The sequence below is a fragment of the Microbacterium sp. M28 genome (assembly GCF_025836995.1).
Lineage (GTDB): Bacteria > Actinomycetota > Actinomycetes > Actinomycetales > Microbacteriaceae > Microbacterium.
In genome coordinates this window covers 497,323-515,297 of record NZ_CP107546.1, presented here as the reverse complement: position 1 = coordinate 515,297, position 17,975 = coordinate 497,323, and the positions used below count along the sequence as shown (strand labels likewise).

The following is a 17,975-nucleotide window of genomic DNA, read 5'->3' as shown; positions in this document are numbered from 1 at the left end:
CCTCCGACATTAGGGGATTTATTCGACGTCTTCAGCGTCACAGAACGGAGATCGCGGTGAACAGCGCCCAGCACTCCGTGTCGGCGAGGAGCGATGGCGAGCGAGCGGCGGTCCGGATCGCGAAGCGCAGAGCGCCTCTCCCTTTTCTCAGGCGACGCGTTTGAGGCGCACCGACGACCACACGTCGGAGAGCGAGATGTTGGCGTTGAGCGTCCAGCCGAACTCCTCCACCCGTTGCCAGATGCTGTCGCGGTTGATGTCGGACTTGTTGCCCTTGGGATATCCGATCCACACGGCAAGCGGTGACGAGAGCAGCGGGAGCACGTCGCTCAGCAGCGCGTCGAGCCCGTCGCGATCGCTCGCGAACATGACCGCCACATCGGTGGTGTCGCCGTCGATCCCGTTGACGACCGTGACACCCTCGGGCAGGGGGTCGAGCAGCGCACGCTGCTCCGCCGACGACGGGCCGAACAGCAGCTCGGTGCCGGGCTTGATCTGAAGCTTCTCTGCGGTGGTGCGTGGCATCGTCACTGCTTTCTGTTCTCAGAATCTGCCGCCGTGCATTACTGATACTGGCCCATCGCGCGATCACGCGCGTTCGCATTCGCCGCGATGAGCGTTGAGGCGAGTGTGAACTCCATCTCAGGGACGATGGGTAGTTCTCCCCCGCATCCGCACCTATCAATCCGCTGGGAAGGCGATACCGTTGGTCCCATGAACAGCGACCGGAAACTGCGTACTCGTCTTCTCACCGCTGTGCCGATCGCGGCACTGGCGTTCTCCCTGGCAGCCTGCGGCGGCAGCGCTGCTGAGCGCCCCTCCACCGGTGAGCTCAGCGACGGCATCACCAAGATCCTCGAGGACTCCGGCCAGGCCGACATCCTGACCGAGGGCCAGGTCGACTGCGTGTCCGAGGCGCTCCTCGAGTCGGAGATCTCCGACCAGGATCTCGCCAACATCGCCGAAGGCGAAGACGTCCAGACCTCGCAGGAGGCGAAGGACCTCGTCGAGTCGACCATGGCTGAGGCCGTCTCGACCTGCATCACCAGCACGGAGTGACCGCTCTCCGCTGACAAGCGGAACGCTCACCATCCTCCTCGAACGGTGACGGATGCCTCGGCATCCGTCACCGTTCGTCATATCGATTCCTGGGAATACACCTGGGGGCTTAGCGTTGAGTCCCATCGGCGTGCGCCTCGGCACGCCCGGACCAGGAGTCTCATGAGCACCACCGCCCGCGCCAAGAAGGCGCCAGATACCCGTGGCCCTGTGCGGAAGCTGCTGACGTCGTTCGGCTTCCAGATCATCGCGGCCCTCGTTCTCGGCATCGTCGCCGGACTCATCGGCCGCCAGCTCGGCGCCTCCGCGGAGAACCCGACCGTTCTCTCGGACACGCTCGACAGGATCGGCAGCTCATACGTCACGATCCTGCGCGCAGCCGTCGTCCCGCTGATCTTCACCGCGATCGTCGCCAGCATCTCGAACCTGCGTCGCGTCCAGAACGCCGCGCGCCTGGCAGGACAGACCATCCTGTGGTTCTGCATCACCGCGTTCATCGCCGTGATCATCGGCATCGTCCTGGGACTCGTCATCCAGCCCGGCGCCCGCGCGGGTGAGGGCCTCGAGCCCGGCGACCCGTACACGGTCGGCACCTGGTGGAACTTCCTCCTCGGGATCATCCCGCAGAACTTCCTCGGCCTGACCGTGTCGACCTCGGCCGACGAGGCCGGCGCCCTGAGCTCCAGCGTCGGCTTCAACATCCTGCAGGTCATCGTCGTCGCCGCCGTCATCGGCATAGCCGCTCTGAAGGCGGGCAAGAAGGCGGAGCCGTTCCTCGTCTTCACCGAGTCGCTGCTCAAGGTCATCCAGCGCGTGCTGTGGTGGATCATCCGCATCGCCCCGATCGGCACCTTCGGCCTCATCGGCTCGGCCGTCATCAAGTACGGCTGGGACAAGCTCGTCGGTCTCGGCTGGTTCGCCGGCGCGATCTACATCGGTCTCGCCCTCGTCCTGTTCGTCGTCTACCCGGTGCTGATCCGCACCAACGGCCTGTCGATCAAGCAGTATTTCTCGGGTGTCTGGCCCGCGGTGCAGCTGGCCTTCGTCAGCCGCTCGTCGATCGGGACGCTGCCGCTCACCGAGCGCGTGACCGAGCGCAACCTCGGCGTGCCCTCCTCGTACGCGTCGTTCGCCGTACCGCTGGGTGCGACCACCAAGATGGACGGCTGCGCCGCGATCTACCCCGCGATCGCCGCCATCTTCGTCGCGCAGTTCTTCGGCATCCAGCTCGACTTCTTCCAGTACGTGCTGATCGTGCTCGTGTCGGTGCTGGGTTCGGCCGCGACCGCAGGAACCACCGGTGCCGTCGTCATGCTGACGCTCACCCTGTCGACCCTGGGCCTGCCCCTGGAGGGCGTCGGTCTGCTCCTCGCGATCGACCCGATCCTCGACATGGGCCGTACGGCGGTCAACGTCGCAGGGCAGGCGCTGGTTCCGACGATCGTCGCCAAGCGCGAGGGCATCCTCGACGAGGACCTCTACAACGCATCCCGCGAGGGCCTTCCGTTCGCCGACGACTCCGGTGACGACACCCCCGAGAAGGATGCCGAAGTGGAGACCGTCGGCAGCCGCTGACGCCGCCGCCGCGAGACCTCTCGCTCGTTGCGAAACCCCGTCGTGTTCATGCAGATACGACGGGGTTTCGTCATTACGGAGAGGTCTCGATGAGGGATGCCGGGACGCCGGGAGCTGAGTACTAGGCCCTGGACTGCGGACGCGTCGCACCTCGCGTGTCCAGCGCCAGCTCCTCGGCATCCATCGCCGTGATCAGCTCGCGCATGAGCTCTTCATCGAGGTTCCCCGCGTCGCGCTCCTCCAGGAGGATCTCCCTGCGCACCTGCAGCCATCCCCTCGACAGCGCGACGAGGTCGTCATAGGTCGGGCGGGTGGCGGCCTCCTCGGCCTCCTGTGCCCGGTCCGTCTCCTTCTCAACCGTCGTCATGCGCTTCGTGAACGCGTCGAAGACCGCCAGGTCGCGCTCGCCGTGCTCGGCGACCCACTCGTCGCGCCTGCGCGCCAAGAACTCGGCGCCCGCCGCCCTGGTCCGTGCGCGAACCGCGGCGAGCTCAGCGGCGTCCTGCTCCTCATCGACGTCGCTCGCCACACCAAGTCCCCTGATGAGCACCGGCAGCGTCAGCCCCTGCAGCAGCAGCGTGCCGACCGTCACGACGAACGCGACCACGACGATCGCGTGGGATGCCTCGGCATCCAACTCGGCGAGATCCGCCGCGGCGAGCGCCGTCGCCAGCGTCACCACGCCGCGCATGCCCGCCCAGGAGATGACGGCGTTGTCCTTCCAGCTCAGCGCGGGCTCCGTCAGACGCGCACGGATCTCCTCGTACGTCGGCCGCCGTCGCCGCGTTCCCCCCGCACGCTCGGGATGCTTCGCCTCGAACCGATCCCGCCGCTCGTCGTCGAGACGCTCCCTGCGTTCCCATTCACCCGAGGCCACCGCTCGCTCCCAGCGCCGCAGCCGAAGACGCTGCATCCACACCGCCCACGCGTGCGCCGGGTAGATGTATGCGGGACGCACCACCAGGACGACCAGGAGCACCACGGCGGCGAGGACCAGGATCTCCCCCACCGATTCGCGGCCGAGATCACTGATCACACGCGGCAGTTGCAGCCCGATGTACGCGAACACGAAGCTCTCCAGCAGGAAGTCGGCCGACAGCCACAGCGGCGTCTCCTGCTGCCGGGTGGTGTAGTCCGTCCGCGGCGCGTTGTACCCGACATACAGCCCCATGGCGACGACCGCCAGCACGCCCGAGCCGCCCAGGTGCTCTGCGATCGCATACGCCCCGAACGGCACCAGTAGACCGAAGGTGCCGATCACCACGGGGTCCGACAGACGAACGCGCAGCTGGTGCAGCAGGATGCCGAAGACCAGACCGATCGCGACGCCGACGACGACGGCGACCACGAACTGCCAGATTCCGTCCTGCACGCTGACCGTCGCACCGAGCACGATCGCCGCGAACACCCGATAGAGCGTGAGCGATGTCGCATCGTTGATGAGGCTCTCGCCGGAGAGCACGGTCATCACCCGCCGCGGCAGCCCGAGCTTGCGGCCGATCGCGGCGGCGGAGACGGCATCCGGCGGTGCGACGATCGCGCCCAGCAGCAGCGCGCCGGGCAGAGTGAGCGAGGGGAAGATCAGCCAGGCCACCAGTCCGACGACCAGGGCGGTGACGAGCACGAGCCAGATGCCCAGTCGGCGGATCTGCGGCAGGCTTCGTTTGAACCCGACGAAGGAGACGTCCAGGGCCGCGGAGTACAGCAGCGGCGGCAGCACGAGGTTCAGCAGCAGGTGGCCGTCGATCTCGAGGTCCGGAACGAACGGCAGGAAGGATGCCGCGAGCGCGACCACCGTGACCAGCAGCGGTGCCGGCCACCCGCGCCATCGCGCGACGGCCGCCACGGAGAGGGCTCCGACGAGGACGTAGAAGAGCTCGGCATCCATGCGGTCAGGCTATCGCCCGGCGCGTGCCAGACCGGAGGCAGGCGGCCGGACATGTCCGCACGCACGAGACCCCGTCGGTGCCGCGTGGGCACGACGGGGTCTGTTCGAGGCCTCGCGAGCAGTCAGGCGCTGACGAGCGAGCGGGGCGCCGTCGCATCTGCCAGGGCGCGCTGCGCGACGTGATAGCGGATGTGCCATCGGGCGCTGAAGCTCTGCTCGGGCAGGTCGTCCAGCACCGCGCGGTCACGCGGGTCGAGGCCTTCGCGGACGGCTTCCCGGAGCAGATCGTCCTTGGTCGCGGGGTACTCCATGTTCTTGAGGAAGGTGTCGAGTGCGGGGGAAACGGCCATGATGTTGCTCCTCTCTGATCGGGGTGGATGCCGGGGCAGACGCCCCGGCATCCGGACGGCGGCGGATCAGGCTGTGACGGCCTGACGCTCGTCGCGGGATTCGATCGCGATCTTGCGCGGCTTGGCCCGCTCGCTGACGGGGATGATGACGGACAGCACGCCGCTCTCATACGACGCGCTGATCCCGTCGATGTCGACGCCGTCGCCCAGCGTGAACTGACGCAGGTAGTTGCCCGTGTTGCGTTCACGCGCCAGCCAGCGGACGCCCTCCCGCGTGTCTCCGGTGCGCTGCGCGCGGATCGACAGCTGACCGCCGTCGACGTCCACGTCGATCGTGCCGGGGTCCACCCCCGGCAGGTCGGCGCAGAGGACGTACCGGTCACCGTCCCGGAAGAGATCGACCGGCATCACGCGCGGCGATCGGGCGGAGTCGAGCACGGCCGCTGCGAACCGGTCGAGCTGGCTGAGGGGATCGATTGTCATTGCCATGAGCGTTCTCCTTTCGTCTTCGATGACTCAGCGCACCCCGCAGATAATCTGTGAGTGTTGCTGTATATTTTTTATAGACCGATTCGAGATGATCTGCAAGCGCGAGTGAGGAAATTCTCAGCATGGACCAGCGAGACTCGAGCACCCCGCTGTACGGCATCGCCGTCGCGGCACAGCTGTCCGGCGTGCCGGAGGCCTCGCTCCGACTCTTCGAGGCCAAGGGACTGCTCACACCGTCCCGCAGCGACGGTGGCACCCGCCGGTACAGCGACGACGACGTCGAGCGGCTCCGCCGCGTCACCGACCTGCGCAGCGAGGGCGTCAACCTCGCCGGCATCCGTCGCGTGCTCGAACTCGAGGACGAGAACGCCAGTCTTCGGGACGAGCTCGACAGCGAACAGGACTCCGCACCGGGGGCTTGACCCGCCCTGCACTCCGGCGTAAGCCGGAAGCAGGAGAGACGGATGGAGAGGTTCACGGATCGGAAGGATGCCGGGCGGCGCCTGGCCGCGCGGCTGGCCGAGCACGACGGGGAAGACCCGATCGTCCTGGCGCTCCCCCGCGGCGGCGTCCCGGTCGCCGTCGAGATCGCCCGCGCACTGGACGCCGACCTGGACGTCCTCGTCGTGCGCAAGCTCGGGGTGCCCGGTCACGAGGAGGTCGCCATGGGCGCGGTCGGCGAGGACGGCACCTCCGTGCTCAATGAGGACGTGATCGGGATGGGCGCCATCCCCGCATCCGCCGTCACCGCTGCCCGCGAGCGGGAGGGTGCCGAGGTGACCCATCGCGTCGACCTGCTGCGCGAAGGACGTCCGGCTCCGGCGCTCGCCGGGAGGACGGCGATCATCGTCGATGACGGGATCGCGACCGGCGCGACGGCCAGAGCAGGATGCGCGATCGCGCGAGCGAGGGGCGCCGCCCGCGTCGTCCTCGCCGTGCCCGTCGCCCCGCCGGATGCCGTCACGCACGTCCCGGAGGCGGACGAGGTCATCTGCGTCCTCACGCCGGAATCGTTCATGGCCGTCGGCATGCACTACCTCGACTTCGCCCAGGTCTCCGACGAAGAGGTGATCGAACAGCTGCGGGCGTTCCGCGCCTGATCCCGGGAATATCCGCCCGCGGGCTCCGGTTGCATCCGGGGATGTCTGCTCACGCCGCCCCCGCCCTGTCCGTCCTCGACCTCGTGCCGGTGCGCACCGGGCAGACCAGCACGGAGGCGATCAGCGCCTCCCTCGATCTCGTCGGGATCGCCGACCGCCTCGGGTACCGCCGGTACTGGTTCGCCGAGCACCACAACATGCCGGCTGTGGCATCCACCACCCCACCGGTGCTGATCGCGGCGGCGGCCTCGCGTACGAAGACGCTGCGCCTCGGATCCGGCGGCGTCATGCTGCCGAACCACGCACCGCTGATCGTCGCGGAGCAGTTCGCTGCCCTCGAGGCCATCGCGCCGGGACGCATCGACCTCGGGCTCGGTCGCGCGCCGGGTAGCGACCCGGTGATCACGCAGCTGCTGCGCGGGTCGGGCACCACGAGCGACGTCGAGCAGTTCCCCCGGCACGTGCAGGACATCACGCTGCTGCTGTCCGGCGAGGGCGCGCAGGTGCAGTTCACCTCCGGCGGCGAGTACACCGTCCGCTCGACACCGGCCGCCACCGGTGTGCCCGAGGTCTGGCTGCTGGGCTCCAGCGACTACTCCGCGCAGCTTGCCGCCGCCCAGGGGCTCCCCTACGTGTTCGCCAACCATTTCTCCGGACAGGGTCTGGAGCGTGCACTCGACCTCTACCGTTCGGGATATCAGCCGAGCGAGGCCCACCCCGAGCCGCGGACGTTCCTCACCGTCAACGTGGTCGCCTCCCCGACGCAGGACGAGGCCGAAGCGCGCGCACTGCCGCAGCTGCGCATGATGTCGAGGCTGCGCCTGAACAAGCCGCTGACCGCGCTCGAGACGGTCGAGGAGGCGCTCGCCGCGGCATCCGACCCTGCGACCGAGCAGATCGTCCGGGCCGCCCGCGAGCGCTGGTTCGTCGGCACCGGCGAGTCCGTCGCATCCGAGATCGCCGCCTTCGCCTCGGCGCACGGCGTGGACGAGGTCATGCTCTCGCCCGTCGCCGGCGCCTACGACGCCGAGCCGAAGGATGCCGCCGCCGGCCGCGCCCAGACGCTCGAGCTCATCGCCGCCGCGCAGTAGCTCCGGTTCCGCAACCCCTGGCGCGCCTGCGAGACGAGGCGTACGGTCAGGAGCATCGGAAGAAGGGAGCGCCATGAGCACCACGAAGACACGCGCACTGTGGGTCGCCTACGGGACGAACGGCGTGTGCGGGAGCATCCGGCACGAGGACGAGGGATATGTCGTCGTGATGGCCGGAGCGGATGCCGTCACAGGGACGTACCCGAGCCTGGAATCCGCCAAGGGGGCGCTGCACTCGCACATGTCTCCTGGCAGCGCGTGGCCGCGCTTTCAGGAGCACTGAGTCGCAGCGAGAGGCAGGGCGTCGCGCGCCAGGGCGCGTGACCCCTACGCCTCCGGTTCGCCCGAGAGCAGTCCGCGCAGCCAGTCCCTGGCTTCGACGAAGATGTCGTCGGCGTAGCGGTTCGGGTACTGCACGATCTGCCGATCCGCGCGCGGATACGAGCCGAGGAACACCACGCGCGGACTGAACCGACGGATGCCGAGCAGGGCGTCGGCCATGCGCTCGTCCTGCACGTGACCGTCGGCGTCGATGACGAACCGGTAGCGGCCGAGTTCATCGCCGATCGGACGCGACTCGATCAGCGAGAGGTTGATGCCCCGGGTGGAGAACTGCTCGAGCATCTCCAGCAGCGATCCGGGGTGATCGTGCGGCAGCTCCACGATCAGCGAGGTCTTGTCGGCGCCGGTCGGGGAAGGAGGCGTCGTCGTCCGCGTCACGAGCACGAAGCGGGTGACCGCCTGGGTGTTGTCGCCGATCTCGGACGCCAGCACCTCGACGTCGTAGTGCTGCACGATGCCGGGGGCGGCGATCGCGGCCTGCGCCGGACTGGTCCCGTCGAGCACGCCGATCGCGGATGCCACGTTGCTGGCCGCGGGGACGTGCGAGTGACTCGGCAGATTCGCGCTCAGCCACCCGTGGCACTGCGCGTACGCGACCGGATGCGCGGCGATCACCTGCACGTCCTCCAGCTTCGTGCCGGGGGGAGCGACGAGGACGAAGTTCACCTTGACGAGGTACTCGCCGATGATGCGCAGGCCGGGGAGGGTGGCGAGGGCGTCCTGCGTCGTCGAGACGCCGCCCTCGATCGAGTTCTCGATCGCGATCATCGCGGCGTGACTGCGTCCCTCGAGCACATCCGCGAGGGCCTCTCCGACGTTGTGCACCGGTCGCCAGTGCTGTCCTCTGGCCTCGGCGACCTGGTCGAGAGCCGCCTCCGTGAAGGTGCCGGCAGGGCCGAGATAGCTGTAGGTGCGCCGTTCAGTCACGCGTTTCACCTTAGCCCTCCCCACTTCGCCGCGAAGGTGCACGCGCATCCGTTTTGGGGGCAGACTGGACATATGACGAGCCGTGCCGGCCTCCCCGCGGAGGAAAGTGACCTCATCGATGTCGACGCGCTGATCGCCGCGTACTACGACCGCCACCCGGATCCGTCCGATCCGGCGCAGCGCGTCGCCTTCGGCACGAGCGGGCACCGCGGGTCAGCGCTGACCGGCAGCTTCAACGAGAACCACATCCTGGCCACCACCCAGGCGATCGTCGACTACCGCACCGCTCAGGGGATCACCGGTCCGCTGTTCCTCGGCCGGGACACGCACGCCCTCTCGCTCCCCGCCGAACGCAGCGCGATCGAGGTGCTCGTCGCGAACGGCGTCGACGTCCGCGTGGATTCGCGCGACTCCTGGGTACCGACCCCCGCGCTCAGCCACGCGATCCTGACCCACAACCGCTCCCTGCTCGCGGACGACCCGGGACGCGCGGACGGCATCGTCGTCACTCCTTCGCACAACCCGCCGCGCGATGGCGGATTCAAGTACAACCCCCCGCATGGCGGCCCGGCGGACACGGACGCCACGGGGTGGATCGCCGATCGTGCGAACGCCCTGCTCGAGGCCGGCCTGGAGGGCGTGAAGTTCGAGCGGTTCGCCGACATCGACTGGGACGCCCTGCCCGGCTACGACTTCCGCGACGCGTACGTGCGCGACCTCGGCTCGATCATCGACGTCGACGCGATCAAGCGCGCCGGCGTCCGGATCGGCGCCGACCCGCTGGGCGGCGCCTCGGTGGACTACTGGGCGCACATCAAGGAGGTCTACGACCTCGACCTCACGGTCGTGAACCCCGAGGTCGACCCGACCTGGCGCTTCATGACCCTCGACTGGGACGAGAAGATCCGCATGGATCCGTCCTCGCCGTCCGCCATGGCGTCGCTGGTCGCTCGACGCGCGGACTTCGACGTGCTCACCGGGAACGACGCGGATGCCGATCGCCACGGCGTCGTGACGCCGGACGCTGGTCTGATGAACCCGAACCACTACCTCGCCGTCGCGATCGACTACCTGTTCTCGCACCGCGCCGAGTGGCCCAGGGACGCCGCGATCGGCAAGACGCTCGTGTCGTCCATGATCATCGACCGCGTCGCCGAGTCGCTCGGCCGCCGCCTGCTCGAGGTCCCGGTCGGCTTCAAGTGGTTCGTCCCCGGTCTGCTCGACGGCACCGTCGCGTTCGGCGGCGAGGAGTCCGCCGGAGCGTCGTTCCTGCGCAAGGACGGTTCGGTCTGGTCGACGGACAAGGATGGCATCCTGCTCTGCCTGCTCGCCGCCGAGATCATCGCCGTCACGGGCAAGAGCCCCTCGGAGCGCTACCGCGAGCTGGAGGAGGCGTTCGGTTCCTCCGCATACCAGCGCGTGGATGCCCCGGCGACGCCCGAGCAGAAGGCCGCGCTGGGCAAGCTGGCTCCGGATGCCGTGGCCACCGGGTCGCTCGCGGGCGAGCCGATCACGGCCAAGCTGTCGCACGCACCGGGCAACGGTGCCGCGATCGGCGGGCTGAAGGTGCAGACGGAGCATGCCTGGTTCGCGGCTCGCCCCTCAGGCACCGAGGACGTCTACAAGCTGTATGCCGAGAGCCTGCTCGGGCCGGAGCACCTCGCCCAGGTGCAGGAGGAGGCGCGCACTGTCGTGAGCGCGGCCCTGGAGGGCTGACGCCGCTCATTCGCGAGACGTGGGTTGTGGGGTGAGACTTACTTCGCCTGGCCAAGTCTCACCCCGCAAAGCGGGTCTCGCCGGCGCAGACGAACGAAGCGGGCGCGGGCAGCTCAGCGAACGTGGGCGCGGGCGAGCGCAGCTCCCGCGGCGCGCAGCCACGCGGCGGCGTCGGCCTGCGCGGCCTCGCCCGAGCCCGCGAGTTCTGTCAGCGACGCGGATGCCGCGAACGCGCCTGTGTCGGCATCCGAGGTGATACGGCCGGCGGCGAGCATGGCCGTGACCCCGGCATCAGCTGCGAGATCCGCGACGAACGACGGGACCTTGCCGTCACCGGACTGGCCGTCGAACGACCCCTCGCCGGTGATGACGACGTCCGCCTCGGCGATCGCGTCGGCCAGACCGATCAGCTCCGCCACAGCTCCGGCGCCGGGCGTCAGCGTCGCACCCCAGGCGACCAACGCGGCCCCGGCGCCCCCCGCGGCGCCCGCGCCCGGGTGCGCGGGGTCCAGTCGCAGCAACTCGGCCAGGCGCGCCAAAGCGGCATCCACGGTCCGGATGTCCTCCGGATCCGTCAGCCCCTTCTGCGGTCCGAACACCGCCGCAGCGCCTCTGTCACCGGTGAGCGGATTGGTCACGTCCGTGAGTACACGCACCTCCGGTGCACCCCAGAGACCGACCCTGTCGACCGAGACGACATCGCACAGCCCGGCGGCCCCCGGCGCGACGGGCTCGCCGTGCGCATCGAGGAAACGGGCGCCGAGCGCCGTGAGCAGTCCGATCCCGCCGTCGGTCGACGCGCTGGACCCGATGCCGAGCACGAGGCGCGAGACACCGGAATCCAGGGCTGCGGCGATCGCCTGCCCGAACCCGGTCGTGTCGGCATCCCACGGACGCAGTTCGTCAAGCAGCTCGATGCCCGACGTCGACGCCAGATCGACGACCGCGCTGCCTCGCGGGGCATCCGGTGTCGGAGGCAGCCACAGCCAGCTGCTCGTGATCGGCTCTCCGGCCGGGCCGTCGACGATCACCATGTGGCGTTCGGCCCCGTCGACGGCGGCCTCGAAGGCCGCGACAGTCCCCTCGCCGCCGTCGGCCATCGGCCGCAGCAGGAACTCTGCGTCGTGCTCGACCTCGGCCCACCCCTGCGCGAGGGATGCCGCGGCATCCGCCGCCGAGATGGAGCCCTTGAAGCTGTCAGGGGCGATGACGATGCGGCGGTTCATTTCTGGTCTCCCCAGGTGAGAGTGTCGTTCGCCACGACGGTGACGCTGTCAGGGTCGAGGTCGGATTCGTGCAAGGCCATGAGGAACTCGGCGGCGTAGCCCGCCGCGCGACTGGCCGTGAGGTATTCGGCCTCGTGCGCGGTCATGTCGTCCAGCGACCAGTCGTTCACGGTCAGCCGGACGACCGCGTGGGTCTGCCCGTCCGCCGTCGTCAGATCGACCTTCACCGAGTACAGGGTGTCGTCCAGGTCGGCGACACCGTCTCCTCCGGTGTCGTCCTGCGTGATGCGATCGATGAGCGGCACGAGGTCATCGAGCGCGTCCGCCACCGCGACCGGAGGTGTCACGTCCGAGACGACGCTGATCGAGTGGGGCACTGGATCGGCGTCCGACGGCGACCAGTGCACGTCCCAGCTCGTCGGCCCGAGCACGGGTTCCAGCGGCGGGCCGGCGATGACTTCGCGGATGCCGGTGACGCCCTCGGCCGTCGTCCCGTGCAGCAGGGGCGCGTCGAGGATCCAGTCGGCCTCGGCATCCTCATCCTCGGCCCGGAAGATCGAGATCCACCGGTCGCGCAGCATCCGCTCGGCCAGCACCGCCCAGCCCTGCGCGCTCACGCCGCTCCAGTCCTCGGCGTGGAGCGATGTCGGATGAACTGTTCGCACCTCCGTGATCGCGCAGCGCTCGCCGGTATCGGTCGTGTCTACCCGCGTGAGCACGTCGGTCAGTTCGTCGACGGAGATGTCCTCGCGCATCTGCAACCGCAGATCGCACTGCGGCGAGACGTTGATGTTCGGCTCTCTGACGTAGACGGTGACCTCACCGCTGTCGCCGACCAGGGCCTCGGCCTGCGGCACCGCCGACCAGGTGGCGATCCTCATCGGCGCGCAGGCGTTCGCCACGAGCACGATCGCTCCTGCGATGACGACCGCCGTGGTCGCGCCCACGATGGTCCGGCGCGTCCGTCGCCGGTACGCAGCAACGCCGCTCACGGCGTGCTCGCACGCACGACGACCTCCAGGTCGAGGGGCGGCTGCGTCCAGTCCTCATCCACCGTGGCGCGGAAGGCCTGATAGCCGACCTCGGTCAGCGGCACCCGCACGGTCGTGAGCGCAGGGCTCACATCGAGACTGACCGGCACGTCGTCGAAACCGCAGACGGCGATGTCGGCGCCGACCTCACGGCCCGCCGCGCGGATCGCCGACATCGCTCCGATCGCGACCACGTCGCTCATGCCGAACACCAGCGTCCCGGCATCGATGCCGTCGGCCAGGGCCTCGGCCATCGCCGTCGCGCCCGATTCGCGCGCGAAGCCCGAACGGTAGATGCGGTCTGCTGCTCCGCCGCCGGCCACGAATCCGGCCTGGAAACCCGCGATGCGATCGTCGGAGGTGCGGATGCCCTCGGCGCCCGCCAGCACCACGGCCCGGCGGTACCCGCGAGCGGCCATCGCCTCGCCGAGCATCCGGGCTCCCGCGACGTTGTCGATCTCCACGATCCGCTCGTCGGCGACGCTGCCGCCGAACGACACGACGCGGCCGCCGAGACGGGTGAATGCCTCGACCTCGTCGTGCATGGCGGTGTCCTCGGCGCCTCGCGACGCGGCGAGGATGAGGCCCTGCGGCCGCTGTCCCCTCAGCGCCCGGACGAGCCGCAGCTCGCGCTGGGCGTCGCGCTCGGTGACCGCGATCGTGACGATGAGCCCCTGCTCGTCTGCGCCGCGTGCGACGCCGGACGCGATGAGCCCGAAGTAGGGGTCGGCGATGTCCGCGACCAGCAACGCGATGACCGACGACGTCCCGCGGACGGTCGCCTGCGCGAGGATGTTCGTCGTGTAGCCGAGTTTCTCGGCCGCCAGACGCACCCGCTCGCGGTTCTCCTCCTTGACGTTGCGGATGGAGCCGTTCAGCGCGCGGGATGCCGTGGCCAGCGAGACGCCCGCCTCGCGGGCGACGTCATGCAGCGTGGCAGTGGCCCCGCGGCCCGGGCGCGCGGCCGGAGCGTCCTGAGCTGAGGTCATGACGTCGAGCCTAGTGTCCGCCGCGCGTTCACGACCCCGCAGAGAACGGCCGTTTCGGCCGAGGATCCGCCGCTCAGCACGCATGAGCGCGCTATCCATGAGGAGCCTCGAACCGGCCGCTCAGACGTCGTCACGGTAGCCTCTCAGCGCCGCGGCCTCACGCGCGAGCACGGCGGGGTCGTCGTCCGGCACGAACTCCAGCAACGCGTCCTGCGGCGGCGTCGGCGTCGCAGCTGCCGCGGCGAAGAGTTCTCGCCAGAGGCCGTCGCGCTCCGTCAGCGCCATCCGTTCCGTGCGCGGCCACCAGGAGAACACGTGCACGGCGCTCACCCGATCGGCGACCCTGCGGTACTCGGCGACCGCGACCTCGTCGGATGCCCCGACGGTCGGCTGCCAGTACGTCCGCAGCGCAGGGTGGCGCACGTCGTCGAGCACACTCAGAGTCGCCTCCGGGGTGTCGGCGAGAGTGCCGCCGTGGAACTCGAGCGCGAGTTCGAGCCGCCGTTCGGATGCCGCGATCGCCGCGTCGCGCAGTCGATCGATCGTGCGGGCCCTGTCGGTCGCGTCCGCCTCCGCTGAGCCGACGGACCCCGCCCAGACCCGGATGCGGCGGGCTCCGAGCTCGGCCGCGCTGTCCAGCGCCGGGCCGATGTCCTCGCCTTCGCCGGCGCGGAAGTAGGACCCGTACGAGGCGACGGCGAGTCCGGCATCCGCCGTCAGCGCCGCCACGTTCCGCGCCGCCACCGTATCGCCGGCCGGCACGTGGATGTCACCGCCCCACTCGATCGACTCGAGGCGCGCCTCGGCGGCGAGCGTCACGATCTGTGCGGCGCTCAGCCCGCGGAAGGTCACCGAGCACAGTCCGATTCGGATGGTCATGTCTCCAGCATCACAGGTGCGGGACGACGACGTCTTCGAAGGCCGCGGCGGTGCGCCGCACGACCTCGACCGGGTCCGTCGCCCAGACCTCCTCGTTGAAGATCTCCACCTCGATGTCCCCGGTGTACCCGGCATCCACGACGGCACGGGTCAACGAGCCGAAGTCGATCACACCGTCGCCCATGTAGTGCCGGCTCAGCAGCACATCGGCGGCGAGCGGGGTCTTCCAATCGCACACCTGGTACGTCGCGATTCGACCCTCGCGGCCCGCGCGCGCGATCTGGTCCAGCACCTGCGGGTCCCAGAAGATGTGGAACGTGTCGACCGTCGCACCGACCACGGCCGGGTCGAAGTCCGACGCGATGTCCAGCGCCTGACCCAGCGTCGACACCACGCACCGGTCGGTCGCATACATCGGATGCAGCGGCTCGATGGCGAGCGTCACTCCGGCGGCCGCGGCATCCGGAACCAGCTCGCCGATCGCGTCGCGCACCCGCTCACGAGCGCCGATGATGTCGCGCGACCCCTCCGGCAGACCGCCGGCGACGAGCACGAGGATCGAGGTCGACCCCTCAGCGCCGGCGGCGGCCAGCGTCGCGGTCTCCTCGATCGCACGGCGGTTGTCGTCCAGCGCCTGCGTGCGGGCAGGGCCGTCCGGCAGCGTGAAGAAGCCACCGCGGCAGTGCGTCGTGAACCGCAGACCCGAGTCGGTGAGCATCTCGGCGGCGGTCGCGAGACCGACCTCGGTCACCGGTTCGCGCCACAGACCGATCGCCTCGACACCGCCGGCGACCGTGGCGCTCAGCGCATCGGCCAGGTTCGCGTACTTGATCGTGGCCTGGTTGATCGACAGCTTCGGATGACTCATGCTTCCACCCCGTTCAGCCGCAGCATCCCGTGCCAGCGCTCGAGAGCGAGCTCGGGCTGCTCCAGCGCGAGCGACGCGTTGGCGAGTTCGACGATCCGCGAGAGGTGCGGAAGGCTTCGCGCCGAGTGCAGCCCGCCGACCATCTGGAACGCCGGCTGGTGGCCGTTGAGCCAGGAGAGGAAGGCGACACCCGTCTTGTAGTAGAACGTCGGCGCGGCGAACACCTGACGGCTGAGCTCCTCCGTGGGCCCGAGGATGCGCTCGTACGCGGCGCCGTCTCCGGCATCCAGTGCCTGGATGGCCGCCGACGCGACCGGCGTGATCGCGGCGAAGGCGCCCAGCAGGGCGTCCGAGTACGGCCGCTCGCCGACGCCCGAGTCTCCGATCAGCCCGACGTAGTTGAAGTCGTCGCCCGTGAACATCCGGACACCCTCCGGGAGCCGCTCGCGCACCGAGATCTCGCTCTCCGCATTGAGCAGGCTCATCTTGACGCCCGCGACCTTGCCCGGGTTCTCGGCGATGATGTCGAGCAGCGTCGACGACGCCGTCTGCCAGTCGTCGGCACCGAAGTAGCCGGCGAGCTCAGGGTCGAAGGCGGTGCCCAGCCAGTGCAGCACGACGGGAACCGTCGCGGACTGCAGCACCGACCGGTACACGCGACGGTAGTCCTCGGCCGACGTGGCGACCCGTGCGAGATGACGCGACGCCATCAGCACGGGGCCGGCACCCTGCTCCTCCGTGAAGTGCAGCTGCTCCTTGTACGCGTCGGTCACCTGATCGAGCGAGATGTGCGACTCGAGGATGTGGTCGGTGTTGACGCCGACCACGACCGAGCCGCCCTCCTCGCGGGCGACCTGGGCGCTGCGCGAGATGAGCTCACGGGTGGCCGCGGCATCCAGCCCCATGTTGCGCTGGGCCGTGTCCATCGCGTCCGCGACGCCGAGACCCCACGAGTACACGTTGCGGCGGAACGCCAGTGTGGAGTCCCAGTCGATGTCGGCCGGCTGGCCGGGGGTGTTGTCCCCCCAGACCACCGGGACGACGTGCGCAGCGGCATACGCGACGCGCGAGCGGAGCGGCGAGCCCGGACGCGTGTACGCGCCGGAGTCGTTCAGCGCGGCATCCGAGAGCTCTCCGGATGCCGAAAGCAGGCGAAGCGTCGACATCAGAGGGACAGGGGCTCGATGGCGATCTTGCGACCCTCGGCGCTGGACGCGAGGCCGGCCTCGGCGAACTGCACACCACGGGCGCCGGCGAGGAGGTCGTACTCGTACTCGGTGCCGAACACGTACGACTCCAGGTACTCCTCCCACTGCTGGCGGAAGCCGTTGAGGAACACGTCGTTCGTCGGCACGTTCTGCCAGTCGGCGTCGTAGTCGTGGCTGTCCTCGAGGTCGGGGTTCCAGACCGGCTTCGGTGTGGCGTTGCGCGGCTGGATCTTCGCCCCGAACAGGCCGACCACCGCCGAGCCGTGCGTGCCGTCGACCTGGAACTCGACCAATTCGTCGCGGTTCACCCGGACGGTCCACGACGAGTTGATCTCGGCGATGATGCCGCCCTCGAGCTCGAAGATGCCGTACGCGGCGTCCTCGGCCGTGGCGGTGTAGTGCTCGCCCTTCTCGTCCCAGCGGTCGGCGATGTGCACGGCCGCCTGCGCATAGACGCTCTTGACGTCGCCGAACAGGTTCTCGAGCACGTAGTTCCAGTGCGGGAACATGTCGGTGATGATGCCGCCGCCGTCCTCGGTGCGGTAGTTCCAGCTCGGACGCTGCGCCGGCTGCCAGTCGCCCTCGAAGACCCAGTAGCCGAACTCGCCGCGGACCGACAGGATGCGGCCGAAGAAGCCGGAGTCGATCAGACGCTTCAGCTTCTGCAGGCCGGGGAGGTAGAGCTTGTCGTGCACGACACCGGTCTTGACGCCGGCGGCCTGTGCGAGGCGGGCCAGCTCGAGCGCCTCCTCCAGCGACTCGGCGGTCGGCTTCTCGGTGTAGATGGCCTTGCCGGCGGCGATCGCCTTGCGGATGGCGGTGGCACGTGCCTTCGTGACGAGGAAGTCGGCGTAGATCTCCCACCGCGGGTCCGCCAGGGCCGCGTCGAGGTCGGTGGTGTAGTCCTCGATGCCGTGCTTGGCGGCGAGCTCGGCGAGCTTCTGCTCGCTGCGGCCGACGAGCATCGGCTTCACGGTGACGCGCGTGCCGTCGGACAGCTCGATGCCGCCCTGGTCGCGGATCGCGAGGATGGAGCGCACCAGGTGCTGCCGGTAGCCCATGCGTCCGGAGACGCCGTTCATGATGATCCCGATCTCGCGGGTCGTCGCCTGTGACATTGCTTTCCGTTCGTGAGGTCGGCATCCGAATCCGGATGCTGGGGTAAACGCTTTCCGTTAGTGTGCCATGCGACTCGCTTCCAACGCAAGCAGCGCACCGCCCCACCCGGGAACGGGTG

General features: G+C 69.4%; 19 protein-coding genes. 7 read left to right on the top strand and 12 right to left on the bottom strand.

What is annotated here, in order from left to right; genetic code table 11:
* Nucleotides 1–147 precede the first annotated feature (147 nt).
* Entirely contained in the window at nucleotides 148–525 is a 378-nt protein-coding gene (locus OED01_RS02420) for a DUF3052 domain-containing protein (protein WP_264156820.1), read from the bottom strand.
* 189 nt (nucleotides 526–714) lie between these two features.
* Between OED01_RS02420 and OED01_RS02415 the strand changes: the two genes are divergently transcribed.
* Complete coding sequence (locus OED01_RS02415; RefSeq protein WP_264156819.1) at nucleotides 715–1,059, top strand: hypothetical protein; 345 nt, start codon at nucleotides 715–717, stop codon at nucleotides 1,057–1,059.
* A gap of 162 nt (nucleotides 1,060–1,221) precedes the next feature.
* Nucleotides 1,222–2,634 (top strand): dicarboxylate/amino acid:cation symporter, encoded by a 1,413-nt coding sequence (locus OED01_RS02410; protein WP_264156818.1) that lies wholly within the window; start codon nucleotides 1,222–1,224, stop codon nucleotides 2,632–2,634.
* Nucleotides 2,635–2,755: 121 nt separating this feature from the next.
* Here the strand turns inward: OED01_RS02410 and OED01_RS02405 are convergent, their stop codons facing one another.
* The 3 genes from OED01_RS02405 to OED01_RS02395 all read right to left on the bottom strand — a co-directional run bounded on the left by OED01_RS02405 (nucleotide 2,756) and on the right by OED01_RS02395 (nucleotide 5,361).
* Nucleotides 2,756–4,522: a cation:proton antiporter gene (locus OED01_RS02405; RefSeq protein WP_264156817.1), complete on the bottom strand. Its 1,767-nt coding sequence runs from the start codon at nucleotides 4,520–4,522 to the stop codon at nucleotides 2,756–2,758.
* 122 nt (nucleotides 4,523–4,644) lie between these two features.
* Entirely contained in the window at nucleotides 4,645–4,872 is a 228-nt protein-coding gene (locus OED01_RS02400) for a DUF2795 domain-containing protein (RefSeq protein WP_264156816.1), read from the bottom strand.
* A gap of 66 nt (nucleotides 4,873–4,938) precedes the next feature.
* The gene (locus OED01_RS02395) at nucleotides 4,939–5,361 is read right to left on the bottom strand and encodes an Hsp20/alpha crystallin family protein (protein WP_264156815.1); all 423 of its coding nucleotides are present in this window, start codon (nucleotides 5,359–5,361) and stop codon (nucleotides 4,939–4,941) included.
* A 122-nt stretch (nucleotides 5,362–5,483) separates the two neighbouring features.
* Here OED01_RS02395 and OED01_RS02390 point away from each other — a divergent pair, with 122 nt between their 5' ends.
* From OED01_RS02390 to OED01_RS02375, 4 genes are all read left to right on the top strand, one after another.
* Nucleotides 5,484–5,783: a MerR family transcriptional regulator gene (locus OED01_RS02390; RefSeq protein WP_264156814.1), complete on the top strand. Its 300-nt coding sequence runs from the start codon at nucleotides 5,484–5,486 to the stop codon at nucleotides 5,781–5,783.
* A 42-nt stretch (nucleotides 5,784–5,825) separates the two neighbouring features.
* Complete coding sequence (locus tag OED01_RS02385) at nucleotides 5,826–6,461, top strand: phosphoribosyltransferase (RefSeq protein WP_264156813.1); 636 nt, start codon at nucleotides 5,826–5,828, stop codon at nucleotides 6,459–6,461.
* Nucleotides 6,462–6,502: 41 nt separating this feature from the next.
* Nucleotides 6,503–7,552, top strand: coding sequence for an LLM class flavin-dependent oxidoreductase (locus OED01_RS02380; protein ID WP_264156812.1), 1,050 nt, complete (start codon nucleotides 6,503–6,505; stop codon nucleotides 7,550–7,552).
* Nucleotides 7,553–7,625: 73 nt separating this feature from the next.
* Nucleotides 7,626–7,835 carry a methyltransferase gene (locus OED01_RS02375; protein WP_264156811.1) on the top strand — a complete coding sequence of 70 codons (210 nt, stop codon included), beginning with the start codon at nucleotides 7,626–7,628 and terminating at the stop codon, nucleotides 7,833–7,835.
* Between the two features lie 44 nt (nucleotides 7,836–7,879).
* On the opposite strand, the gene pheA is transcribed toward OED01_RS02375, so the two are convergent.
* Nucleotides 7,880–8,869 carry a prephenate dehydratase gene (gene pheA, locus OED01_RS02370; RefSeq protein WP_264156810.1) on the bottom strand — a complete coding sequence of 330 codons (990 nt, stop codon included), beginning with the start codon at nucleotides 8,867–8,869 and terminating at the stop codon, nucleotides 7,880–7,882.
* A gap of 24 nt (nucleotides 8,870–8,893) precedes the next feature.
* Between pheA and pgm the strand changes: the two genes are divergently transcribed.
* Nucleotides 8,894–10,537: a phosphoglucomutase (alpha-D-glucose-1,6-bisphosphate-dependent) gene (pgm, locus tag OED01_RS02365; RefSeq protein ID WP_264156809.1), complete on the top strand. Its 1,644-nt coding sequence runs from the start codon at nucleotides 8,894–8,896 to the stop codon at nucleotides 10,535–10,537.
* Between the two features lie 113 nt (nucleotides 10,538–10,650).
* On the opposite strand, the gene OED01_RS02360 is transcribed toward pgm, so the two are convergent.
* The 7 genes from OED01_RS02360 to OED01_RS02330 form a co-directional block, all read right to left on the bottom strand.
* Entirely contained in the window at nucleotides 10,651–11,763 is a 1,113-nt protein-coding gene (locus tag OED01_RS02360; protein WP_264156808.1) for a glycerate kinase, read from the bottom strand.
* Complete coding sequence (locus OED01_RS02355) at nucleotides 11,760–12,755, bottom strand: hypothetical protein (RefSeq protein ID WP_264156807.1); 996 nt, start codon at nucleotides 12,753–12,755, stop codon at nucleotides 11,760–11,762. The genes OED01_RS02360 and OED01_RS02355 overlap by 4 nt, the downstream gene beginning before the upstream one ends.
* A complete protein-coding gene (locus tag OED01_RS02350; RefSeq protein WP_264156806.1) occupies nucleotides 12,752–13,783 on the bottom strand; it encodes a LacI family DNA-binding transcriptional regulator in 1,032 nt (343 codons plus the stop codon). The genes OED01_RS02355 and OED01_RS02350 overlap by 4 nt, the downstream gene beginning before the upstream one ends.
* A 120-nt stretch (nucleotides 13,784–13,903) precedes the next feature.
* Nucleotides 13,904–14,662 (bottom strand): sugar phosphate isomerase/epimerase family protein, encoded by a 759-nt coding sequence (locus OED01_RS02345; RefSeq protein WP_264156805.1) that lies wholly within the window; start codon nucleotides 14,660–14,662, stop codon nucleotides 13,904–13,906.
* Nucleotides 14,663–14,672: 10 nt separating this feature from the next.
* On the bottom strand, nucleotides 14,673–15,530 hold the full coding sequence (locus OED01_RS02340; protein ID WP_264156804.1) for a sugar phosphate isomerase/epimerase family protein: 858 nt from the start codon (nucleotides 15,528–15,530) through the stop codon (nucleotides 14,673–14,675).
* Nucleotides 15,527–16,696 carry a dihydrodipicolinate synthase family protein gene (locus OED01_RS02335; RefSeq protein ID WP_264156803.1) on the bottom strand — a complete coding sequence of 390 codons (1,170 nt, stop codon included), beginning with the start codon at nucleotides 16,694–16,696 and terminating at the stop codon, nucleotides 15,527–15,529. The genes OED01_RS02340 and OED01_RS02335 overlap by 4 nt, the downstream gene beginning before the upstream one ends.
* Nucleotides 16,696–17,856, bottom strand: coding sequence for a Gfo/Idh/MocA family protein (locus tag OED01_RS02330; RefSeq protein WP_264156802.1), 1,161 nt, complete (start codon nucleotides 17,854–17,856; stop codon nucleotides 16,696–16,698). Before OED01_RS02330 ends, OED01_RS02335 begins: the two co-directional genes overlap by 1 nt.
* Nucleotides 17,857–17,975 lie beyond the last annotated feature (119 nt).